We start from the raw sequence: 19,731 nt of genomic DNA, 5'->3' as shown, positions 1-19,731 counted from the left end.
TCCCGTACCCTGGGGTGCGATGTCGAAGGCCTCCGTCACCCGTCCCGAGCACGTCCTCTTCGTGCACGCCCACCCCGACGACGAGACGCTCGCGTCCGGTGGGACGATCGCCACGCTGCTCGAGCGCGGCGCACGCGTGACCGTCCTCACCGCGACCCGGGGGGAACGCGGCGAGATGCTCACGGCGCAGCTCGCGCCGCTCGCCGGCGACGGCCCACGGGTCGCCCGGCACCGGGAGACCGAGATCGCCGCGGCACTCGCCGCCCTCGGCGGGCCGTCCCACCTGTGGCTCGGCGGACCCGGTGCGCGCCCGACCGACCTGCCGGAGCGCCGCTACGTCGACTCCGGCATGCAGTGGGGTCCGGACGGCCGGGCCACCGCGGCGGACGACGCACCGGCCGACTCGCTCACCGCGGCCGACCTCGGCGAGGTCGTCGACGACGTCCGCGCGGCGATCCGGTCCACCGGGGCCGACGCCGTCGTGAGCTACGCCGACGACGGCGGGTACGGCCACCCGGACCACGTCCGGGTGCACCACGCCGCGCGGCACGCCGCCCGGGCCGAGGAGGTGCCGTTCTCGATGATCGTCGACCCGGACGGCGGCGACGCCGACCTGACCGTCGACGTCCTGCCGGTCCGTGCGAAGGTCCGCGCCGCCGTCGAGCAGTACCGCTCGCAGGTCACGGTCGACCCCGAGGACCGCGCCGACCCCGGCGCCCTGTCGTGGGTGATGCCGCACGGCGTCCGGCAGCACGCCCCCGCGGTCGAGGCGTACCGCTACGACGCCGACCCGGAGCCGGCCGCCCCGCAGACCTACGCCGAGATGACCGGCCAGGGCAAGGCGACGGCCGTCGTCGTCGCGTTCGTGCTCGGCGCCGTCACGGGCGGCCTCGGCACCGTGACGCACCAGCAGACGGTGGGGTCGTTCCCGATCGGCATGGTGCTCACCACCCTGATCGTCGTCGGCCTGACCGTCGGCGTCCGGCTCGTCCACCGGTCCCGCGCCATGGTCGCGGCGATCGGCATCGGGGTCATCGTCGCGACCCAGGTGATGGTGTCCGTCGGCGGCCAGAGCTCGCCGCTCGTGCTCGCGAACGCCGCCGGGTACGTGTGGACCTTCGCCCCGGCCGTCATCGCCGCGCTCGTGCTGGCCTGGCCGGACCTGTCCGGGCTGCGGTCACGGACGGCCAGCGCCGCCGAGTAGACTCGGACCCGCTCGTCGAAGGGAGCACCCGAACCGTGACCTACGTGATCGCCCAGCCCTGTGTCGACGTCAAGGACCGCGCCTGCATCGACGAATGCCCCGTCGACTGCATCTACGAGGGCGACCGGTCGCTCTACATCCACCCCGACGAGTGCGTCGACTGCGGTGCGTGCGAGCCGGTGTGCCCCGTCGAGGCCATCTACTACGAGGACGACCTGCCCGACGAGTGGGCGGACTACTACAAGGCCAACGTCGAGTTCTTCCAGGAGATCGGTTCTCCCGGCGGCGCCGCGAAGGTCGGTGTGATCCACAAGGACCACCCGGTCGTCATGGCCCAGCCCCCGCGCGCCTGAGCGGGACCGTCCACGTGGCGCTCGACCTCCCCGACTTCCCCTGGGACCAGCTCGTCCCGTTCAAGCAGCGCGCCGCAGCGTACGAGGGCGGCATCGTCGACCTCAGTGTCGGCTCACCCGTCGACCCGACGCCCGAGGTCGTCCGCACCGCGCTGTCTGCGGCCACCGACGCACACGCGTACCCGCAGGTCGCGGGCACCCCGGCACTGCGCCAGGCCATCGCCGACTGGTACGGCCGCCGGCACGGCGTCGAGCTGACCGAGGCGCACACCCTGCCGACGATCGGCTCGAAGGAGTTCATCGCCGGCCTCGCCCTGTGGCTCGGCATCGGACGGGGCGACACGGTCGTGTTCCCCGCAGCGGCCTACCCGACCTACGAGCTCGGCGCGGCCCTGGTCGGCGCGGACGCGCTGGCCTCCGACGACCCGGCCGCCTGGCCGGAGACGACGAAGCTCGTCTGGCTGAACTCCCCGGGCAACCCCGACGGCCGCGTGCTGACGATCGACGCCCTGCGGGCCGCGGTGACCCGTGCGCGCGAGCTCGGCGCCGTCATCGTCGGCGACGAGTGCTACGCCGAACTCGGGTGGGACGACGAGTACGCCACGACGCCCACCCCGACGATCCTCGACCCGCGGGTCGTCGGTGACTCGCTCGACGGCGTGCTCAGCGTCTACTCGCTCTCGAAGCAGTCCAACCTCGCCGGCTACCGTGCGGCCTTCGTCGCGGGTGACGCCGCGATCCTCGCCGACGTCCTCACCGTGCGGAAGCACGCGGGACTCATGCCGCCGCTGCCCGTGCAGCAGGCGATGGTCGTCGCGCTGGAGGACGAGACGCACGTGCAGCAGCAGAAGGCCCGGTACCGCGCACGACGGAACATGCTCCGACGGGCACTCGAGGACGCCGGCTTCCGCATCGACCACAGCGAGGCGGGCCTCTACCTCTGGGCGACCCGTGGCGAGCCCGCGCTCGACACCGTCTCCTGGCTGGCCGACCACGGCATCCTCGTGGCCCCGGGCACGTTCTACGGCGTAGCCGGGGGCGAGCACGTCCGGGTGGCGCTCACCGCGACCGACGAGCGCATCGCCGCAGCAGCGCAGCGCCTGGCCAGCGGCCGCCGACTCGGCGCTGCGTAGCAACGGCGGGCGTCCCGAGCCACCCGTCAAGGGCCGGAACGCAACCGGTGGTCCCCACCAAGTCGTGACCTCGGATGTGTACACGAGCGACAGACGCCGCGATTAGGCTGTCCTCGTGACTGACACTGCCAATGACGCTCAGAAGACGGCCACACCGCCCACGACGCCCGTCCCCGTGAGTCCGACCGCCGAGCAGGCGACCGAGACCGCCACGTTGACGTACCCCGGGGGCTCGGCGGAGTTCCCGATCCTGCGGAGCGTCGACGGTGCCTCGGCGATCGACATCGCGAGCCTCAAGAAGCAGACCGGGCTCAACACGCTCGACTACGGGTTCGTGAACACCGGGGCCACCCGCAGTGCCATCACCTACATCGACGGCGACCAGGGGATCCTGCGCTACCGCGGCTACCCGATCGACCAGGTCGCGGCGAACTGCACGTACCTCGAGGTCGCCTGGCTCCTCATCTACGGCGAGCTGCCGAGCCCCGCCGAGCTCGAGGCCTTCGACGCCCGCATCCGTCGGCACACCCTGCTGCACGAGGACCTGCGCCGACTGTTCGACGCCCTGCCGCACTCCGCGCACCCGATGTCGGTGCTGTCGAGCGCCGTGAGCGCCCTGTCGACCTACTACGAGGACGACATGGACGTCGACGACCCCGAGAAGGTCGAACTGCAGACCGTCCGGCTCCTCGCGAAGCTGCCCGTCATCGCCGCCTACGCGCACAAGAAGGCCATCGGGCAGGCCTTCCTGTACCCGGACAACTCGCTGTCGTTCGTCGACAACTTCCTGCGGCTCAACTTCGGCACGATGGCCGAGACGTACCAGCCGAACCCGGTGCTCTCGAAGGCCCTCGAGCGCCTGCTCATCCTGCACGAGGACCACGAGCAGAACGCCTCGACGTCGACGGTCCGGCTCGTCGGGTCGACGAAGGCGAACATGTTCGCGTCGATCTCGGCCGGCATCAACGCCCTGTACGGCCCGCTGCACGGCGGCGCGAACGAGGCCGTGCTCGAGATGCTGCAGCAGATCAAGGACTCCGGCGAGCCGGTGTCGCGCTTCGTCGAGCGGGTGAAGAACAAGGAGCAGGGCGTCAAGCTCATGGGCTTCGGACACCGGGTCTACAAGAACTACGACCCCCGCGCCAAGCTCGTCAAGGAGTCCGCGCACGAGGTCCTCGAGTCCCTCGGCGTGCAGGACGACCTGCTCGACATCGCGATGGAGCTCGAGCAGATCGCGCTGGAGGACGAGTACTTCGTCAGCCGCAAGCTCTACCCGAACGTCGACTTCTACACAGGCATCATCTACAAGGCGATGGGTTTCCCGCCCCGCATGTTCACCGTCCTCTTCGCGATCGGCCGCCTGCCCGGGTGGATCGCACAGTGGCGCGAGCTGAACAACGACCCGCAGAACAAGATCGGGCGCCCGCAGCAGCTCTACGTCGGAGCCCCGGAGCGCGACGTCCCGAAGCGCTGACCGACCGCGAACGCCCCGTCCCACGATTGCGTGCGGCGGGGCGTTCGTCTATGTGGGGGGCGCGCCCCTCGTCTCGTCTCGTCCGTTCCGTGCTGTGCCGCCCTGCCCCGGGCACCGGCTGGTCGAACGGGCGAAAGACCCGGGTGGCCGGGCGGGTGCGCTGGGGTCTTTCGCCCGTTCGCGGTGCCGGGGGCTCCGCAGGGGCCGCGCTGCGTGCGCAGGGTCGGTCGAGCGGGCGGAAGACCCGGGTGTCGTGCAGAAGTGTCCGGCATTCCGCCCGCTCGCGGTGCCTGCCGTTCGGCAGGGCCGGTGACCCGGGTGCCCGGCGGTCGAGCGGGCGAAAGACCCGAGTGGCCCCCGCAGCTGGGCCCGGCATTTCGCCCGCTCGCGGTGCCGGGCGTTCGGCAGGGCCGGTGACCCGAGTGCCCGCCGGTCGAGCGGGCGAAAGACCCGAGTGACCCCTGCAGATGGGCCCGGCATTTCGCCCGGTCGCGGGCCTGGGCGCTCGGCAGGGCCGGCGATCCGAAGGCCCGTCGGCCGAGCGGGCGGAACGTGGGGGTCACGGAGCGAGCGCACCCGGGCATTCCGCCCGCTCGGGGCCGGCCGGGGGAGGTGGGCTCCCGAGCGCGGGGTCGAGTGGGTACGAACTGTCGCCCGAGCGTGCTCCAGGCGACAGAACGTGCACCCTCGCGGGACACGCACGGCAGGTTGCGACCACTCGGGACGGGCTGTCGGGCTGTCGGGCGAGTGAGCTGCCGGGCGAGCGCGTCCCGACCGGGCGGGCTAGGCGTGCAGCGCCGTGTTGAGCTGGATGCCCTCGCCCGCGCGCTGCATGGCCTCGACGGCGCCGGTCAGGCTGTTGCGGCGGAACAGCACGTTCGGGGCGCCGGAGAGCTCGGCGGCCTTGACGGTCCGCGGGGTGCCGTCCGGGTTGGGGGCGGCACCGACGAGCACGACCTTCGTGCCCGCGGTGACGTAGAGGCCTGCCTCGACGACGGAGTCGTCGCCCAACGAGATCCCGAGGCCGGCGTTCGCACCGAGCAGTGCACGCTCGCCGAGGGAGACGCGGTGCGTCCCGCCGCCGGAGAGCGTGCCCATGATCGAGGCTCCGCCGCCGATGTCGGTGCCGTTGCCGACGACGACGCCCTGGGAGACACGGCCCTCGATCATCGCGTCGCCGAGGGTGCCGGCGTTGAAGTTGACGAAGCCCTCGTGCATCACGGTGGTGCCGGGGGCGAGGTGCGCGCCGAGGCGGACCCGGTTCGCGTCGGCGATGCGCACGCGGTCCGGGACGACGTAGTCGAGCAGGCGGGGGAACTTGTCGACCGCGTGCACGGCGATGCCGGCGCGCTGCAGCGCCGGGCGCAGGCGGTTGAGGGCGTCCGGGTGGACCGGGCCCGCGTTCGTCCAGGCCACGATCGGCAGGTGCCCGAAGACGCCGTCGAGGTTGACGGCGTTCGGCTGCACGTGCAGGTGGCTGAGCAGGTGCAGGCGCAGGTAGGCGTCCGGGGTGCTCGCCGGAGCGGCGTCGATCGAGACGGCGGTGGTGACCGCTTCGATGCGGACCTCGCGGCGGGGGTCCTCGCCGACGTGGGCCTGCAGTTCCGCCGGGAACGCGGCGTCGGCGGGTACGGCGCCGAGGTGCGTCTCCGGGTACCAGGTGTCGAGCGTCGTGCCGTCGGTGGCGATCGTCGCGAGGCCGTGGCCCCAGGCCGCGGTCGGACGGTCGGCGGTCGTGTCGGTGGTGTCGGTCACCGCACCAGGGTACCGAGGCGGCGGGGCCGGCCACCCGACCGGCTGGACGGACGCTGCCCGGCCGCGCCGGGCCTCCCGGACGCCGCCCGGACGCCGCCGGGTCGGTGTGGACGCGGGCCAGCGCGACGCCAGGGGCTGCCGATAAGGTGACCGCATGCCGGAGCAGCTCGACCTCACCGCCTCGTCCATCGACATCACTCGTGCCATCTGCGACATCGAGTCGGTGTCCGGCAACGAGCAGGCGCTCGCCGACGCGATCGAGGCGGTGCTCACGCCGCTGCCGCACCTCGAGGTGATCCGCGACGGCGACGCGATCGTCGCCCGGACGACCCTCGGCCGCGACCGCCGCGTGGTCATCGCCGGGCACATCGACACCGTGCCCCTGAACGGCAACCTGCCGACGGAGTTCCGCACGACCGAGGACGGCACCGAGATCCTCTGGGGTCGCGGCACGGTCGACATGAAGGCGGGCTGCGCGGTCCAGCTGAAGCTGGCGCACGACCTGACCGAGCCGAACGTCGACGTCACGTGGGTCTTCTACGACCACGAGGAGGTCAGCGACGCGCTGAACGGCCTCGGCCGCCTCGCCCGCACCCGACCCGAGCTGCTGGCCGGGGACTTCGCGATCCTCGGGGAGCCGTCCGGCGCCCAGATCGAGGGCGGGTGCAACGGCAACCTCCGCGCCGAGGTGCGCGCGTACGGCGAGCGGTCGCACAGTGCGCGGAGCTGGATCGGGGACAACGCGATCCACAAGGCGGCGCCGATCCTCGCGACGCTCGCCGCCTACGAGCCCCGCACGGTGACCGTCGACGGCCTCGAGTACCGCGAGGGCCTCAACGCCGTGGGCGTCACGGGCGGCATCGCCGGCAACGTGATCCCGGACGAGGTCATGGTCCACGTGAACTACCGCTTCGCCCCGTCGCGCTCCGCCGACGAAGCCGTGGCGCACATCCGCGAGCTGTTCGACGGCTACCAGGTGGACATCGTCGACCTGGCCGCGGGCGCCCGGCCCGGTCTCGACGCCCCGCTCGCGCAGGACTTCGTGGCGGCCGTCGGCGGTCCGGCGCCGCGCCCGAAGTACGGCTGGACCGACGTCGCGCGGTTCTCGGCGCTCGGGGTGCCGGCCGTGAACTACGGCCCCGGCGAGCCGGTCTTCGCCCACCACGACGACGAGCAGGTGCCCGTCGAGCAGATCACCGCGGTCGAGGTCGGCCTCCGTCGGTGGCTGACGGCCTGACGTCCGCCGGGACGACCCGGCGGGGCGCCGTGCCCGTCCGCTGGCGGGCCCGGTACCGCACGATCCCGTGGTGGCTCCGCACCGCGGTCGTCTACGTGCTCGCCCGGCTCGTCACCGGCGGGATGCTGCTCGCCTTCGCGGGGGTGCAGCCGGCGAACTCGTTCACCGGGGCGCGGCCGTCGTACCTGTCGTTCGCGTCCATCTGGGACGGTGCCTGGTACCGGGTGATCGCCACCGGCGGCTACCCCTCGACGCTGCCGGTGGACGCCGCCGGGCACGTCACCGAGAACGCGTGGGCGTTCATGCCGGCGTACCCGTTCCTGGTGCGCGGCCTGATGGTCCTGAGCGGGGCGTCGTTCGAGTTCGTCGCCGTCACGGTGTCGCTCGTCGCCGGCCTGGGCGCGGCCCTCGTCTTCCGACGGCTCGCGGGACGGTTCCTCGACGACTCCCGGGCGTCGTTCGCGACCCTGCTGTTCTGCGTCGCGCCGGTGTCCGCGGTGTTCCAGGTGGCGTACGCCGAGTCGATGGGCCTGTTCCTGCTGCTCGTCGCCCTGCTGCTCGTGGTGGACCGACGGTGGTGGGCGATGCTGCCCGTCGTCCTGCTGCTCGGCATGACCCGTCCGACCGGACTCGCGTTCGCGTTCTTCCTGGTGCTCTTCCTCGGCGCCTGGGCGATCCGGCCGGCATGGGTGCGCGAGTCCGAGCCGCTGACGCTGCGTCGACTCGTGCCCCCGGGCGTCGTCGCGGTGGTGTCCGGGCTGGTCGGGCTCGCGTGGCCGGCGATCGCCTGGGCGGCGACCGGGGTGCCGAAGGCGTACACGGACACCGAGCTGGCCTGGCGGTCGTCGTACATCGGCTGGAAGGAACTCGTGCCCTTCGCGCCGTGGGTGCAGGGCTTCGGCTGGTGGTTCCGGCAGCCGGTCGGCGGGGTCCTGCTCGCCGTGGTGCTCATCGGGTTCGCCGCGTTCGTGGCCATGCCCGCCGCTCGGCGGGTCGGACTGGAGCTCCGGCTGTGGGGTGTCGCGTACCTGGTGTACCTGCTCGCGGTGTTCTTCCCGCAGTCGAGCACCTGGCGGATCCTCGTGCCCCTCGCGCCGCTGCTCGGCATCGTCGCGCTGCCGCGGTCGCGGGTGTACCGGGTCCTCGTGGTGACGGTGTGCATCGGACTGCAGTGGGTGTGGCTGTACCACTGCTGGTGGATCGACGGCTACGACTGGACCCCGCCGTGATCGGTCGTCCGCCCCGCACGGGCGTCGGCGCGGGCACGCAGCCGCTCCGCGGTCGTCGTGCGCTCGCGCTGCGGCACCGTCGCTGACACGGGCTCCGGGTCGCCCGGCCGCCAGGCTGCCGCTGCGGTGACCATGGCGTTGACCGTCGCGATGAAGGGCACCGCGAAGAACGCACCGACGACCCCGGCGATCGCGGTGCCCGCGGTCACGCCGAGCACGACGCCGAGCGGGTGCACCTTGACCGCGCTGCCCGTCAGGAACGGGTGGAGCACGTGGCTCTCGAGCTGCTGCACGACGATGATGATGCCGAGCATGACGAGGGCCGGTCCGACGCCGTTGAAGACCAGGGCGATGACCACGGCGAGCACCCCGGCGACGATCGCGCCGACCACGGGGACGAACGCGCCGAGGAACACGACCACCGCGATCGGGATCGCGAGCGGGATCTGCAGCGCCAGCGCTCCGATCATCACGCCGAGGGCGTCGGTGACGGCCACGACGAGCTGCACGCGGATGAAGCTCGTCAGGGTCTTCCACCCGGCGTGACCGGCGACGTCGATGCGCGCACGGGCCCGACGCGGGAAGATCCGGACGACCCACCGCCAGATCCGGGCGCCGTCGACGAGCACGAAGATCGTCGTGAACACGATGATGAACAGGCCCTCGAGCACGTGCACCGCGCCGGTCCCCGCCGCCTGGAACCCGGACAGGATCGACGAAGCGTGCGACTGCAGGTAGCCGGTGCCGCTCGACACGAGCGAGTCGACGTCCTTCGTGGTGATGCCGAACGGCTGGGTGTCGAGCAGGCTCTGCAGGGACTGGACGCTGTGGTGCAGCCGGCGTTCGAGTGACGGCAGGTCGGCGCGGACCTGCTCGGTGACGAGCAGCCCCAATCCGCCGAGCACGAGCACGAGCGCGACCAGGCTCGACAGCACGGCGAGCCACTTCGGCCAGCGGTGCCGCTGCAGGAACGCGGACATCGGCGAGAGGAGCGCGCAGACGAGCAGCGCGATGAGGAAGGGCACGACGATGTCCTGCAGCAGGACCACGAACGCGACCACCACCGCGATCCCGGCACCGATGACCAGGAGCCGCCACGTGAAGGCCGCGCCGATGCGCAGGCCCTCCGGCACCGGGTCGCCGGACCGCCCGGACCGGCGAGGACGGGCCGCGTCGAGCGAGCGGCGACGCGTGGAGGTGGTGTTCAGCATCCGTTGAGGGTACGAACGCGAACCGCGAGAACGCGGCGATCCGACACCCCCAACCTGGGCGGTTTCGCAGTTGCCCCCTCCGTACGGGATAATGGGCCTGCATTTACTGCACGAAAGGGGACATCTGATGGCAGCCATGAAGCCGAGGACCGGTGACGGGCCGATGGAGGCTGTTAAGGAGGGTCGACTCATCATCGTGCGGGTTCCGCTCGAAGGTGGAGGCCGCCTGGTCGTCTCGGTCAACGACGCCGAGGCCAAGGAACTCCACGACGCACTCGCCGAGGTCGTCTCGGCCTAGTACGTCGAAGCACCAGAACGACGGGCCCGGGGCGTGTACGCCCCGGGCCCGTCGTCTGCCCACGAGTGACCCGAGACGGTCGCGGGGCGACCCGAGGCGGTCGCGGCGGAGGCCGTGACGCTGACACCACCGGCCGCCGCACTGTCGGCACCGTCCGACAGGATGGGTCCGTGCCGAGGACCCACCTGCCCATCCGCCGCATCGAGGAGTACCTCGATCCCGCCCCGATGCCGCGTGACGTGTGGCCCGCCACCCTCGCTCCGGTGCGGCAGGTGCTCGACGAGGGACTCGACCTCGGCCCGGTCACGGTGTTCGTCGGCGACAACGGCGTCGGCAAGTCCACCCTCGTCGAGGCCATCGCACTGCAGTTCGGCATGTCGCCGGAAGGCGGTTCCACCCAGTCCGGACACTCGACGCGGCCGTCCGAGTCGTCGTTGTGGGAGCACATCGTCCTCCGCCGCGACCCCGGCGCCCCGCGCGGCGGTTTCTTCCTGCGCGCCGAGACCATGCACGGGTTCTTCACCTACCTCGAGGAGCACCCGAACCACAGTCGCCCGGAACCGGTGTTCCACGAGCGGAGCCACGGGGAGTCCTTCCTGGACTTCGTCATCGACCGTGCGCGGTGGCCCGGGCTCTGGATCCTCGACGAGCCGGAGTCGGCGCTGTCGTTCTCGGGGTGCCTGACGCTCATCGCCCTGCTGCGGTCGATCGTCGAGACCGGTGTCGGGCAGGTGGTGCTGTCGACGCACTCGCCCGTGCTCGCCGCGTTCCCGGGAGCGACGATCCACGAGGTCGGGGAGTGGGGGCTGCGGCGCACCGAGTGGTCCGACCTGGACCTCGTGCGGAACCAGCGGGCGTTCCTCGAGGCCCCGGAGCGGTACCTCCGTCACCTCGACTGAGCCGGCGGCGGACAGCCGACGCCGAGGCCGACGCCGACGCCCCGGGCACCCGGCCCCGCAGGCATCCACCGCCGACGCGGCAGCGCGTGGCGATCGCGCTACGCGGTGACCTTCGTCAGCTGCAGCAGGCCGTCCCCGGCGGGCGACAGTGCGCTGCGCACGGCCCCCGAGGTCGAGACCTCGGTCAGCAGGAGCCGGAAGTCCGTGGTCGCACGGTCCCGCTTCACCGGGTCGGCCACGCGGCCGCGCCAGAGCGCGTGCGGCACCAGGACGGTGCCGCCGAGGCGCGCGAGTCGCAGCCCGTGCTCGACGTACTCGATGACGTGCTCGGGGTCGGCGTCGACGAGGACGACGTCGTAGGACGCCTCGTTCATCCGCGGCAGCACCTGGTTCGCGCGGCCGGGGATGAGTCGGACGCGTGCCGGCGCGGTGCCGGCGCTGATGAAGGCGTCACGGGCGAACTGCTGGTGGTCGACCTCGACGTCGATGGTGGTCAGGGTCGCGTTCGGCGCGCCGCCGAGCAGGTACAGACCGGAGACTCCCAGGCCGGTGCCGATCTCGATGATGCTCGACGCCCGTGAGGCGGCCGCGATCACCCCGATCTGTGCGCCGATGGCGGGGGAGATCGCCTCGACCCCGAGTTCCAGGGAGTGCTCACGAGCACGGGCGATCGCCTCGGTCTCCGAGACGATGTCCTCGGCGAACTTCCAGTTCGACTCTTTCTCTGACACGCACACTCCGTTCGGGTCACAACTCTAGGGGTGCGACGGAGCAGCACGGGTTAGGCTCGCTTGCGTGAACATCCCGCTCGACAAGATCCTGATCATCGGGATCATTGCCGTGCTCCTGCTCGGGCCGCAGCGCCTGCCGATGTACGCGCAGAAGCTCGCCGAGTTCGTCAAGGCGGTCCGCCGGTTCGCCGACACGGCGAAGGACCGCATGCGCGAGGAGATGGGTCCGGAGTTCGACGACATCGAGTGGCAGAAGCTCGACCCGCGGCAGTACGACCCGCGACGGATCATCCGCGATGCCCTGCTCGACTCCGGCACGTCGAGCGCCGCAGCGGTGCAGACCGCCCAGGTGAGCGCGTCGAAGGTCCGCGCAACTGCGCCGGTCGTCCCGTTGGCGGCGGGCGAGCGCGCACCCTTCGACGCCGAGGCGACCTGACAGCCGTCACGTGACCACCTGACGGACAGGAGGCCCGGTGCCAGCTGGCACCGGGCCTCCTGTCCGAAGGGGGTCGCGCTACTTCAGCGCGGCCAGGAAGCGGTCCGTCCAGGCGAGCGCCGTCGACCCGGTGACCGAGTTGCAGGTCGGCGACGCCGTGCTCTGCGCCGAGGGGCACGGAGTGTCGCGGTCGAGCGACCAGGTGTGCACGCCGGCCAGGCCGTGGGACTTCGCGTACGCCGCGACGGTGTCGACGTCGGCGAGGGTGAAGACCTCGTCCTGGGTGTCGTTCACGCCGATCATCGGGGTGACCTCGATCTTCGACGACGCGATGCCGTAGGTGTGCTGCAGGTTGGTGACGGCCTGGATGGTCGACTGGCCCATCTGGCAGGTCGACCCGGAGAGCACGCAGTTCGCGGCGCTCGCCCGGCCGAAGTCCATCGTCATGAGGTTGACCGTGTAGTTCGTCAGGTTCGACGCCTTGATCGCCTTCACGGTGGCGTCACCGGTGCTGTTCAGCCCGCCGAACGAGCCGTCCGACGCGGCCAGGGTCGCGAGGGTGAACGAGAAGCGCAGGCCCGGGTACTTCGCCTGGGCGAGCGCTGCCGCGCTGACGAGGTTCTGCACGTCCGCGGCGGACTGCCCGCTCTCGATGTCGAAGTCGACGCCGATCATGTGCGGGGAGGCGTAGCGGGCGATGAACGACTGCAGCGCGGTGCCGGAACACTTGAACGATCCGGCCGCGCCACCGGTGCTGACGATGTAGTTCACGCCGGCGGCGTCGAGCTTCGCGATGTTGGCGCTGGCGAAGGCGTCGGCGGCGACCCCGCCCCAGTTCTCGCTGCCGCAGGTGCCGGTGGCGAAGGCGAGCGTGATCGCCTTGAGGCCGGGCTCCCGCGTCGACACGAGGCTGTTCGACGACCCGACCACGGGGATCCTGGTGCCCGTGACCGCGGTGTTCATCACGTTCGTGTTCCAGTCGAGGTTCACGGTGATGTCCTTGTACGGGCTGAAGACCAGCCCGCTCGCGGTCCCCGTGCTGCCGTTGCCCGGGGTGGTGGTGCCGCCGCCGGTGCCCGGGTTCGTGGTGCCGCCACCACCGGTGCTGCCGCCGGTGCACGCGCCCGTCGACGTCCAGGGCTGCCCGCTGCCCGTCGCGCCGGAGTGCGTGGCGGGGTCGTCGCCCTGCGTCCACCAGTTGGCCTTGTAGTTCGAGCCGTTCTCGCTCACGGTCGCGCCGCCGTTGTAGGCGGTGCCGGCGTTCCAGGCGGACGCGCACGTGGCCGTCGCGGCGACCGCCGGTGCTGCGGCGATCGTCCCTCCCACGACGGCTGCGATGACGGCGGCCACCAGGCCGGTCCGCACTCGGGTGTTTCTGTTCACACGGTTCTCCTGTCCTCGGCCGGACGGCGTCGTCCGACGGGTGGAGCTCCTGCGGCCCTATTCCGCAAGAGCATTGTGGAATGCCCTTGCATAATGCGCCCGGGTAGAACGACCTGTCCATGAACAAACGTACAGGAATGCGGAACGGGGACCGGGGAGGCCGTTGAGGGTCGGCATCGGTCCCGCCCGGCGAGCAGCCCTAGGACAGGGACAGCCCGAGCTTCCGACCGGCGAGTCCGCGGCCCATCGTCGTGATCCGGTCGGCGATACCCGCGAGGGCGGTCGCTGCCGGGTCCTCCGGCGCCCCGAGGACGACCGGCAGGCCGACGTCCCCGCCCTCGCGGAGCGGGACGGACAGCGGCACGCTGCCCAGGACGGGCACGGGGGCGTCCTGCCCGCGGGAGAGCCGCGCTGCGGTCTCCGCCCCGCCGCCCTCGCCGAACAGGTGCAGGACCGAGCCGTCGGGCTGCACGAGCCCCGCCATGTTCTCGACGACCCCGATCACCCGCTGCCCGGTCTGCCGTGCGACGACACCGCTGCGTTCCGCGACGTCGGCGGCGGCCGCCTGCGGCGTCGTGACGACCAGGACCTCGGCGTGCGGCAGGAGCTGGCCGACCGAGATCGCGACGTCGCCGGTGCCCGGCGGCAGGTCGAGCAGCAGCACGTCGAGGTCGCCGAACCAGACGTCCGTCAGGAACTGCGACACCGTGCGGTGCAGCATCGGTCCGCGCCACGACACCGCGGTCGAGACGTCGTCGACGAACATGCCGATCGAGACGACCTTCACGTCGTGGGCCACCGGCGGCAGGATCATGCTGTCCACCCGGGTCGGGCGGGGAGCGACACCGTGCGCGTCGGTCAGGCCCATCAACCCCGGCACGCTGAACCCGTGCACGTCGACGTCGACCACGCCGACCCGCAGGCCGCGGCGCGCGAGGGCAACGGCGAGGTTCACGGTGACCGTGGACTTGCCGACGCCGCCCTTGCCGCTCGTGACGGCGATCACCCGGGTCAGCGAGTCCGGGGTGAACTGGACGCCCTTCGGTCGGCCGGCACGCAGGCGCTCGGTGAGCGCGGCCCGGGTGGCCGGGGCCATCACGGAGACGTCGACGGCCACGCTCGACACCCCGTCCACGGAACCGGCGGCCGAGCGGACATCGCGCTCGATCGTGTCGGCGGCCGGGCACCCGACGATCGTGAGCTGCAGGTCGACGCGCACCGAGCCTCCCGGCTGCACGTCGACACCCCGGATCATGTCGAGCTCGGTGACGGGCCGACGGATCTCGGGGTCGATGACGCGGCCGAGCGCGGCGAGGACCGCGGTGCCCAGCTGCTCGTCGGCGCCGGTGGCATCAGCCACGGGCGGACGTGCTCTCGCCGTCCAACGCTGCCTGTTCGGCGTCGCGACGGTCGAGTTCCTCGAGCAGCGAGCGCAGCTCGGCGCGGATGAAGTCCTTCGAGGCCATGTCGCGCATCGCCAGGCGGAGCGCCACGACCTCCCTGGCGAGGTACTCGGTGTCGGCCAGGTTGCGCTCGGCTCGCTGGCGGTCCTGCTCGAACTGCACGCGGTCGCGGTCGTCCTGCCGGTTCTGGGCGAGCAGGATGAGCGGTGCGGCGTACGAGGCCTGCAGCGAGAGCACGAGCGTCAGGGCCGTGAAGCCGATGGCCGCCGAGTCGAACTGCCACGGCTTCGGCGCCAGGGTGTTGTAGCCCATCCACACCACGCAGAACAGCGTGAGGCCGATGAGGAACCACGGCGTGCCCATGCCGCGGGCGATGCCCTCGGTCGCGCGACCGAAGGTGTCCCCGCGACCACGGCGGCGGGTGGGGAGCACACGCGTGCGCATGCCCTTGGGGGAGTCGAGACGGACCTCTTGCCGGTCACGGTCGCGACGGTTCTCATCCGTTCGTGCCACGGGTGGTCCTCCTTCCCGTCGTCACGGGGGTCTTGCGCGGGCGTTGGCGGGGGAGCGGTGAGGGGACACCGTCGCCCTGACTCCGCCAGTCGTCCGGCAGGACGTGGTCGAGCACGTCGTCGATCGTCACCACCCCGACGAGACGGTGGGCGTCGTCGACCACGGGGACGGACAGCAGGTTGTAGGTCGCCATGATGCGGGTGACCTCGGCGGCGCTCGCGTCGACCCGGACCGGCTCGGTCTGCTGGTCGATGAGCGTGCCGAGCCGCTCGTTCGGCGGGTAGCGCAGCATGCGCTGGAAGTGCACCAGCCCGAGGAACCGGCCGGTCGGCGGCTCGTACGGCGGCAGCGTGACGCACACGGCGGCGCCGAGCACCGGCGCGAGCTCGTGCCGACGCACCAGCGCGAGGCCCTCGGCGACGGTGGCGTCCGCCGAGACGATCACGGGCTCGGTGGTCATGAGCCCACCGGCCGTGTCCGGCTCGTACTCGAGGAGCATGCGGACGTCCTGCGCCTCCTCCGGCTCCATGAGCTGCAGCAGTGCCTCGCTCCGGTCGGCGGAGAACTGCGCGAGGACGTCGGCGGCGTCGTCCGGCTGCATCTGGTCGAGGACGTCGGCCGCGCGGGCGTCGGTGAGCCGGGTGAGGATCTCGATGCGCTCCTGGTCGGGCATCTCCTCGAGCACGTCGGCCAGGCGGTCGTCGGGCAGCTCCTCGGAGACCTCGAAGCGGCGCTCGGCCGGCAGGTCGAGCAGCGTCGACGCCAGGTCGGCGGGGAGCAGGTCGGAGTACGCGGCGATGACGTGTTCGGCGGACTGGGCCTCGCCGGGGAGCTCGTCCTCGGTGACCTCGTTCCAGGTCGTGAAGGTCGTCGGCCCCTTGCCGAACGGCGACGGCGTCGTCTTCGGCTTGCGGAGGAAGAGCTGCGCGACCTCCCAGTCGCCCTGCCCGCGGTCCTCGATCGCGACGTCCTCGATGGTGGCGCGGATCCGCTGGTTCTTGATGAGCACCTTGCGGCCGAGCATCTCGGCGATGACGCGGACCTCGCCGCCGCGCTGCTCGAAGCGGCGCATGTTCACGAGGCCGGTGGTGATGACCTGCCCGGCGCCGATCGACGTGATGCGCCCGATGCTGACGAAGATGCGGCGCTTGCCCGGCACCTCGACGATGAGCCCGACGACGTGCGGGGGATCAGCCCGACGGTAGACGACCAGGACGTCCCGGACCCTGCCGACGCGGTCGCCCGCGGGGTCGAAGACGGAGCACCCGGCGAGGCGGGCGACGAAGACCTTCGTGGCGCTCACCCGACCCAGCGTAGTCGCTCGGGTGCGCTGGTCGACGCCTTCCCCGTGCGCGCACGTGTGATCGCAAGGTGTGCGGTGGATGATGGCCGGGTGAGCAATCAGAGCCCCTTCGCCGGCCGGACCGCACAGGCCTTCCCGACGCTGCCCAAGGGCGACGTCCTCGGCACCTACGACAGCTACCCCGACGCGCAGCGCGTCGTGGCGAAGCTCGCCGAGTCGGACTTCCCGGTCAACCAGCTCTCGATCGTGGGCAACGACCTGAAGACCGTCGAGCGGGTCACCGGCAAGATGACCTACGGCCGTGCCGCCATCGCCGGCGCGCTCTCGGGTCTCTGGCTCGGGTTCTTCTTCGGCATCGTGCTGACGCTCTTCTCGCCGCAGGCGGGCGGGCTGTTCTTCGCCGCCGCCCTGATCGGCGCCGCGTTCGGCATGCTCTACGGCATCGTGTCGTTCGCGATCACGAAGCGGCAGCGGGACTTCACGAGCGTGCACCAGGTGCTCGCCACGAACTACCAGATCGTCGTCAACCCGCAGCTCACCGGGCAGGCGCAGAACATCCTCGGTCAGCACGGCGCGACCCCGTCGACGCACTGGAACGACGCCCCAGGCACCGGTGCCCCCGGTGCGCCGTTCCAGGGGCAGCAGCAGCCCTGGCGTCCGGCACCGCCGCAGCAGCCGCCGTACGGCGGACACGCCACGCCCCACCAGGAGCCCCAGCAGCCGCAGCAGCCCGACAGCCGCGCCACCGACGCACCGCGGTACGGCACGAACGACGGCCCGCGCTACGGCACGAACGACGCACCGCGGTACGGCACGAACGACGGCCCGCGCTACGGCGAGACGTCGGGGACCGCCGACGGCGGTTCCGCGCCGACCGCGCCGGCCGTGCCGCCGCGTCGGCCGCAGGACCCGCCGCAGTACGGCGAGCGGGTGCCCGGAGCGCAGTCGCCCGCACCGACACCGTCGCCGGAGTCGGCTCCGGAGCGTCCTGAGGACGACACCCGGCACTGACACGCCGCACCCCACGGTCAGATCGCACGCCGCCCCGGTTCAGGTCGACTGAACCGGGGCGCAGTGCGATCTGAGCGCCCACACGCGGCGCCGCGAGCACCGCGGGCGCCGCGCCCGCGTGTGGGCTAGAGCACCTTCGAGTAGCAGACCGACAACGGAGCGCCGACGTACTGCCCGAAGTTCGCGATCCGGGTGAAGCCCTCGCGCTCGTAGAACCCGACGGCGCGCTTCTGCTCCGTACCGGTTTCGAGCACGAGCGCCGGTGAGCCGAGGTCGAGCGCGGCCTCCTCGAGGCGACGCAGCACCAGCGCGGCGACCCCGGACCCCCGGGACTCCGGCCGGACGTACATCCGCTTCACCTCGGTGATGCCGTCCTCGACAAGGCGCAGCCCGCCGCAGGCGACCGGGGTGCCGGACTCGTCGCGTGCCACGAAGAACACCGCGATCGACTCGGCGGTCGGCTTCTCGCCCGGCTCGGTGTCGGTCCCGTACGCACGCAGGATCTCGAGTCGTTGGGCGGCACGCAGGCGCTGGGCGTCCGGCGAGTCGAAGTGCTCGACCTCGATCGTGAACGCTTCGGCAGGCGCAGCTGCACTCGGGGTCGCGGGCACCGTCGCACGCGGGGGAGAGGCTTCGGGCATCGTCACCCGTCCAGGCTAGCGGCCGGACCGGGCGATCCACCCCTCCACTTCCGAGGGGGTCCGGGGGATGCCGACCGACAGGTTCTCGGCGCCGTCCTCGGTGACGAGGATGTCGTCCTCGATGCGCACGCCGATGCCGCGGAACTCCTCCGGCACGGTCAGGTCGTCCTGCTGGAAGTACAGGCCGGGCTCGATCGTGAACACCATGCCGGCCTGCACGACGCCGTCGAGGTAGAGCTCGCGACGGGCCTTCGCGCAGTCGTGCACGTCGAGGCCGAGGTGGTGGCTGGTGCCGTGCACCATGTAGCGGCGGTGGAACTGGTTGTCCGGCTCGAGGGACTCCTCGGCGGAGACGGGCAGGAAGCCCCACTCGGCGGTCTTCCGCGCGATGACCTCCATCGCGGTGGCGTGCACCTGCCGGAAGGTGATGCCCGGCTTGACGATCGAGAACGCGGCGTCGGCTGCCTCGAGCACGGCCTCGTAGACCAGGCGCTGCACGGGCGAGAAGGTGCCGCTGACCGGCAGCGTGCGGGTGATGTCGGCGGTGTAGAACGAGTCGACCTCGACACCGGCGTCGATGAGGATGAGGTCGCCCGGCTGCACGGCGCCGTCGTTGCGGGTCCAGTGCAGGATGCAGGCGTGGTGGCCCGAGGCAGCGATGGTGTCGTAGCCGACCGTGTTGCCGTCGGCGCGGGCGCGGCGGTTGAACGTGCCCTCGACGATGCGCTCGCCGCGCGGGTGCGCGAGGACGGCGTCGAAGTCGGCGATGACGTCGTCGAAGCCGTGCTTCGTGGCCTCGACCGCCTTGCGGAGCTCGTTGACCTCGTACGGGTCCTTCACGAGACGCAGCTCGGAGAGGTCCCGCGCCAGGACGTCGTCGGTCGCCGGCGCCTCGGCGGTCTCGAGGGCGCCGCCGATCGCACTGCCGATGCGGGCGTCGAGCGAACGGGTCAGGTCGTCGTCGGCTTCCCGCACGAGGAGCGCCGAGCCGTCGAGCTCGTCGGCCACCGCGGTGAAGGCGCCGAGGTCGGCGGTGGCGAGGCCGAGGTCGGCGGCGACCGCGCCGAGCGAGGGACGGGGGCCGACCCAGAACTCGCCGATCTCCGGGTTGGCGTAGAACTCCTCGGAGTCGCGGCCGGCGGTGGCGCGGAAGTACAACGTGGCGTCGTGCCCGGAGCCGTTCGGCGTCATCACGAGCACGGAGCCGACGACGGTGTCGGTGCCCCAGCCGGTGAGGTGGGCGAAGGTCGAGTGCGGGCGGAACGGGTAGTCGCAGTCGTTCGAGCGGACCTTGGCCTGTCCGGCCGGGACGACGATGGTGCGGCCCGGGTGCAGCGCGGAGATGCGCGCACGGCGCTCGGCGGCGTGGGCGGCCTGCTCGCGCGGTTCGCCGAGCGGCTGCTCGCGGTCGGCCCACTGCGACCCGATGAAGTCCTTGAAGGTCGATGACCCGGGGGTCGTGGATCGGTTGCTCGTCGCGCGGGGAGTCGTGTCGGCCATGCCCCCATCATCGCACC

General features: G+C 71.9%; 19 protein-coding genes. 10 read left to right on the top strand and 9 right to left on the bottom strand.

Annotated elements, in window-relative coordinates; genetic code table 11:
• Nucleotides 1–19 precede the first annotated feature (19 nt).
• The 4 genes from BIU94_RS17545 (at nt 20) to BIU94_RS16535 (ending at nt 4,164) form a co-directional block, all read left to right on the top strand.
• Nucleotides 20–1,204 (top strand): PIG-L family deacetylase, encoded by a 1,185-nt coding sequence (locus BIU94_RS17545; RefSeq protein WP_071263380.1) that lies wholly within the window; start codon nt 20–22, stop codon nt 1,202–1,204.
• Between the two features lie 35 nt (nt 1,205–1,239).
• Complete coding sequence (gene fdxA, locus BIU94_RS16545) at nt 1,240–1,557, top strand: ferredoxin (protein ID WP_071263377.1); 318 nt, start codon at nt 1,240–1,242, stop codon at nt 1,555–1,557.
• 14 nt (nt 1,558–1,571) lie between these two features.
• Nucleotides 1,572–2,690 carry a succinyldiaminopimelate transaminase gene (gene dapC, locus BIU94_RS16540; RefSeq protein ID WP_071263373.1) on the top strand — a complete coding sequence of 373 codons (1,119 nt, stop codon included), beginning with the start codon at nt 1,572–1,574 and terminating at the stop codon, nt 2,688–2,690.
• Nucleotides 2,691–2,865: 175 nt separating this feature from the next.
• Nucleotides 2,866–4,164, top strand: a complete 1,299-nt coding sequence (locus tag BIU94_RS16535) for a citrate synthase (protein ID WP_083404929.1) — start codon at nt 2,866–2,868, stop codon at nt 4,162–4,164.
• 783 nt (nt 4,165–4,947) lie between these two features.
• Here BIU94_RS16535 and dapD read toward each other — a convergent pair.
• The gene (gene dapD, locus BIU94_RS16530) at nt 4,948–5,919 is read right to left on the bottom strand and encodes a 2,3,4,5-tetrahydropyridine-2,6-dicarboxylate N-succinyltransferase (RefSeq protein ID WP_071263371.1); all 972 of its coding nucleotides are present in this window, start codon (nt 5,917–5,919) and stop codon (nt 4,948–4,950) included.
• Nucleotides 5,920–6,073: 154 nt separating this feature from the next.
• On the opposite strand from dapD, the gene dapE reads away from it, so the two are divergent.
• Nucleotides 6,074–7,156, top strand: coding sequence for a succinyl-diaminopimelate desuccinylase (gene dapE / locus BIU94_RS16525; RefSeq protein ID WP_071263369.1), 1,083 nt, complete (start codon nt 6,074–6,076; stop codon nt 7,154–7,156).
• Nucleotides 7,141–8,385 carry a hypothetical protein gene (locus BIU94_RS16520; RefSeq protein WP_071263367.1) on the top strand — a complete coding sequence of 415 codons (1,245 nt, stop codon included), beginning with the start codon at nt 7,141–7,143 and terminating at the stop codon, nt 8,383–8,385. The genes dapE and BIU94_RS16520 overlap by 16 nt, the downstream gene beginning before the upstream one ends.
• On the opposite strand, the gene BIU94_RS16515 is transcribed toward BIU94_RS16520, so the two are convergent.
• On the bottom strand, nt 8,364–9,596 hold the full coding sequence (locus tag BIU94_RS16515) for an AI-2E family transporter (protein ID WP_071263365.1): 1,233 nt from the start codon (nt 9,594–9,596) through the stop codon (nt 8,364–8,366). The genes BIU94_RS16520 and BIU94_RS16515 overlap by 22 nt on opposite strands.
• Nucleotides 9,597–9,723: 127 nt before the next feature.
• Here BIU94_RS16515 and BIU94_RS16510 point away from each other — a divergent pair, with 127 nt between their 5' ends.
• The gene (locus tag BIU94_RS16510) at nt 9,724–9,894 is read left to right on the top strand and encodes a DUF3117 domain-containing protein (RefSeq protein WP_017887054.1); all 171 of its coding nucleotides are present in this window, start codon (nt 9,724–9,726) and stop codon (nt 9,892–9,894) included.
• Nucleotides 9,895–10,064: 170 nt separating this feature from the next.
• Complete coding sequence (locus tag BIU94_RS16505) at nt 10,065–10,793, top strand: AAA family ATPase (RefSeq protein ID WP_071263363.1); 729 nt, start codon at nt 10,065–10,067, stop codon at nt 10,791–10,793.
• 98 nt (nt 10,794–10,891) lie between these two features.
• On the opposite strand, the gene BIU94_RS16500 is transcribed toward BIU94_RS16505, so the two are convergent.
• Entirely contained in the window at nt 10,892–11,524 is a 633-nt protein-coding gene (locus tag BIU94_RS16500; RefSeq protein WP_071263635.1) for an O-methyltransferase, read from the bottom strand.
• Nucleotides 11,525–11,588: 64 nt separating this feature from the next.
• On the opposite strand from BIU94_RS16500, the gene BIU94_RS16495 reads away from it, so the two are divergent.
• The gene (locus BIU94_RS16495; RefSeq protein ID WP_071263361.1) at nt 11,589–11,960 is read left to right on the top strand and encodes a twin-arginine translocase TatA/TatE family subunit; all 372 of its coding nucleotides are present in this window, start codon (nt 11,589–11,591) and stop codon (nt 11,958–11,960) included.
• 78 nt (nt 11,961–12,038) lie between these two features.
• Here the strand turns inward: BIU94_RS16495 and BIU94_RS16490 are convergent, their stop codons facing one another.
• The 4 genes from BIU94_RS16490 to BIU94_RS16475 form a co-directional block, all read right to left on the bottom strand.
• A complete protein-coding gene (locus tag BIU94_RS16490; protein WP_071263359.1) occupies nt 12,039–13,343 on the bottom strand; it encodes a carbohydrate-binding protein in 1,305 nt (434 codons plus the stop codon).
• Nucleotides 13,344–13,542: 199 nt separating this feature from the next.
• Nucleotides 13,543–14,703 carry a P-loop NTPase gene (locus BIU94_RS16485; RefSeq protein WP_071263357.1) on the bottom strand — a complete coding sequence of 387 codons (1,161 nt, stop codon included), beginning with the start codon at nt 14,701–14,703 and terminating at the stop codon, nt 13,543–13,545.
• Nucleotides 14,696–15,190: a DUF1003 domain-containing protein gene (locus tag BIU94_RS16480; RefSeq protein WP_071263355.1), complete on the bottom strand. Its 495-nt coding sequence runs from the start codon at nt 15,188–15,190 to the stop codon at nt 14,696–14,698. The genes BIU94_RS16485 and BIU94_RS16480 overlap by 8 nt, the downstream gene beginning before the upstream one ends.
• A gap of 52 nt (nt 15,191–15,242) precedes the next feature.
• Complete coding sequence (locus BIU94_RS16475; RefSeq protein WP_071263352.1) at nt 15,243–16,562, bottom strand: CBS domain-containing protein; 1,320 nt, start codon at nt 16,560–16,562, stop codon at nt 15,243–15,245.
• A gap of 90 nt (nt 16,563–16,652) precedes the next feature.
• Between BIU94_RS16475 and BIU94_RS16470 the strand changes: the two genes are divergently transcribed.
• A complete protein-coding gene (locus BIU94_RS16470; RefSeq protein ID WP_071263350.1) occupies nt 16,653–17,573 on the top strand; it encodes a general stress protein in 921 nt (306 codons plus the stop codon).
• A 125-nt stretch (nt 17,574–17,698) separates the two neighbouring features.
• On the opposite strand, the gene BIU94_RS16465 is transcribed toward BIU94_RS16470, so the two are convergent.
• Nucleotides 17,699–18,214 carry a GNAT family N-acetyltransferase gene (locus BIU94_RS16465; protein ID WP_083404940.1) on the bottom strand — a complete coding sequence of 172 codons (516 nt, stop codon included), beginning with the start codon at nt 18,212–18,214 and terminating at the stop codon, nt 17,699–17,701.
• Nucleotides 18,215–18,229: 15 nt separating this feature from the next.
• On the bottom strand, nt 18,230–19,714 hold the full coding sequence (locus BIU94_RS16460) for an aminopeptidase P family protein (protein WP_071263347.1): 1,485 nt from the start codon (nt 19,712–19,714) through the stop codon (nt 18,230–18,232).
• Nucleotides 19,715–19,731 lie beyond the last annotated feature (17 nt).

This window comes from Curtobacterium sp. MMLR14_006, assembly GCF_001864985.1.
Classification (GTDB): Bacteria; Actinomycetota; Actinomycetes; order Actinomycetales; family Microbacteriaceae; genus Curtobacterium.
The sequence above is the reverse complement of the archived record's forward strand: the minus strand, read 5'-3'. Positions and strand labels throughout refer to the sequence as shown.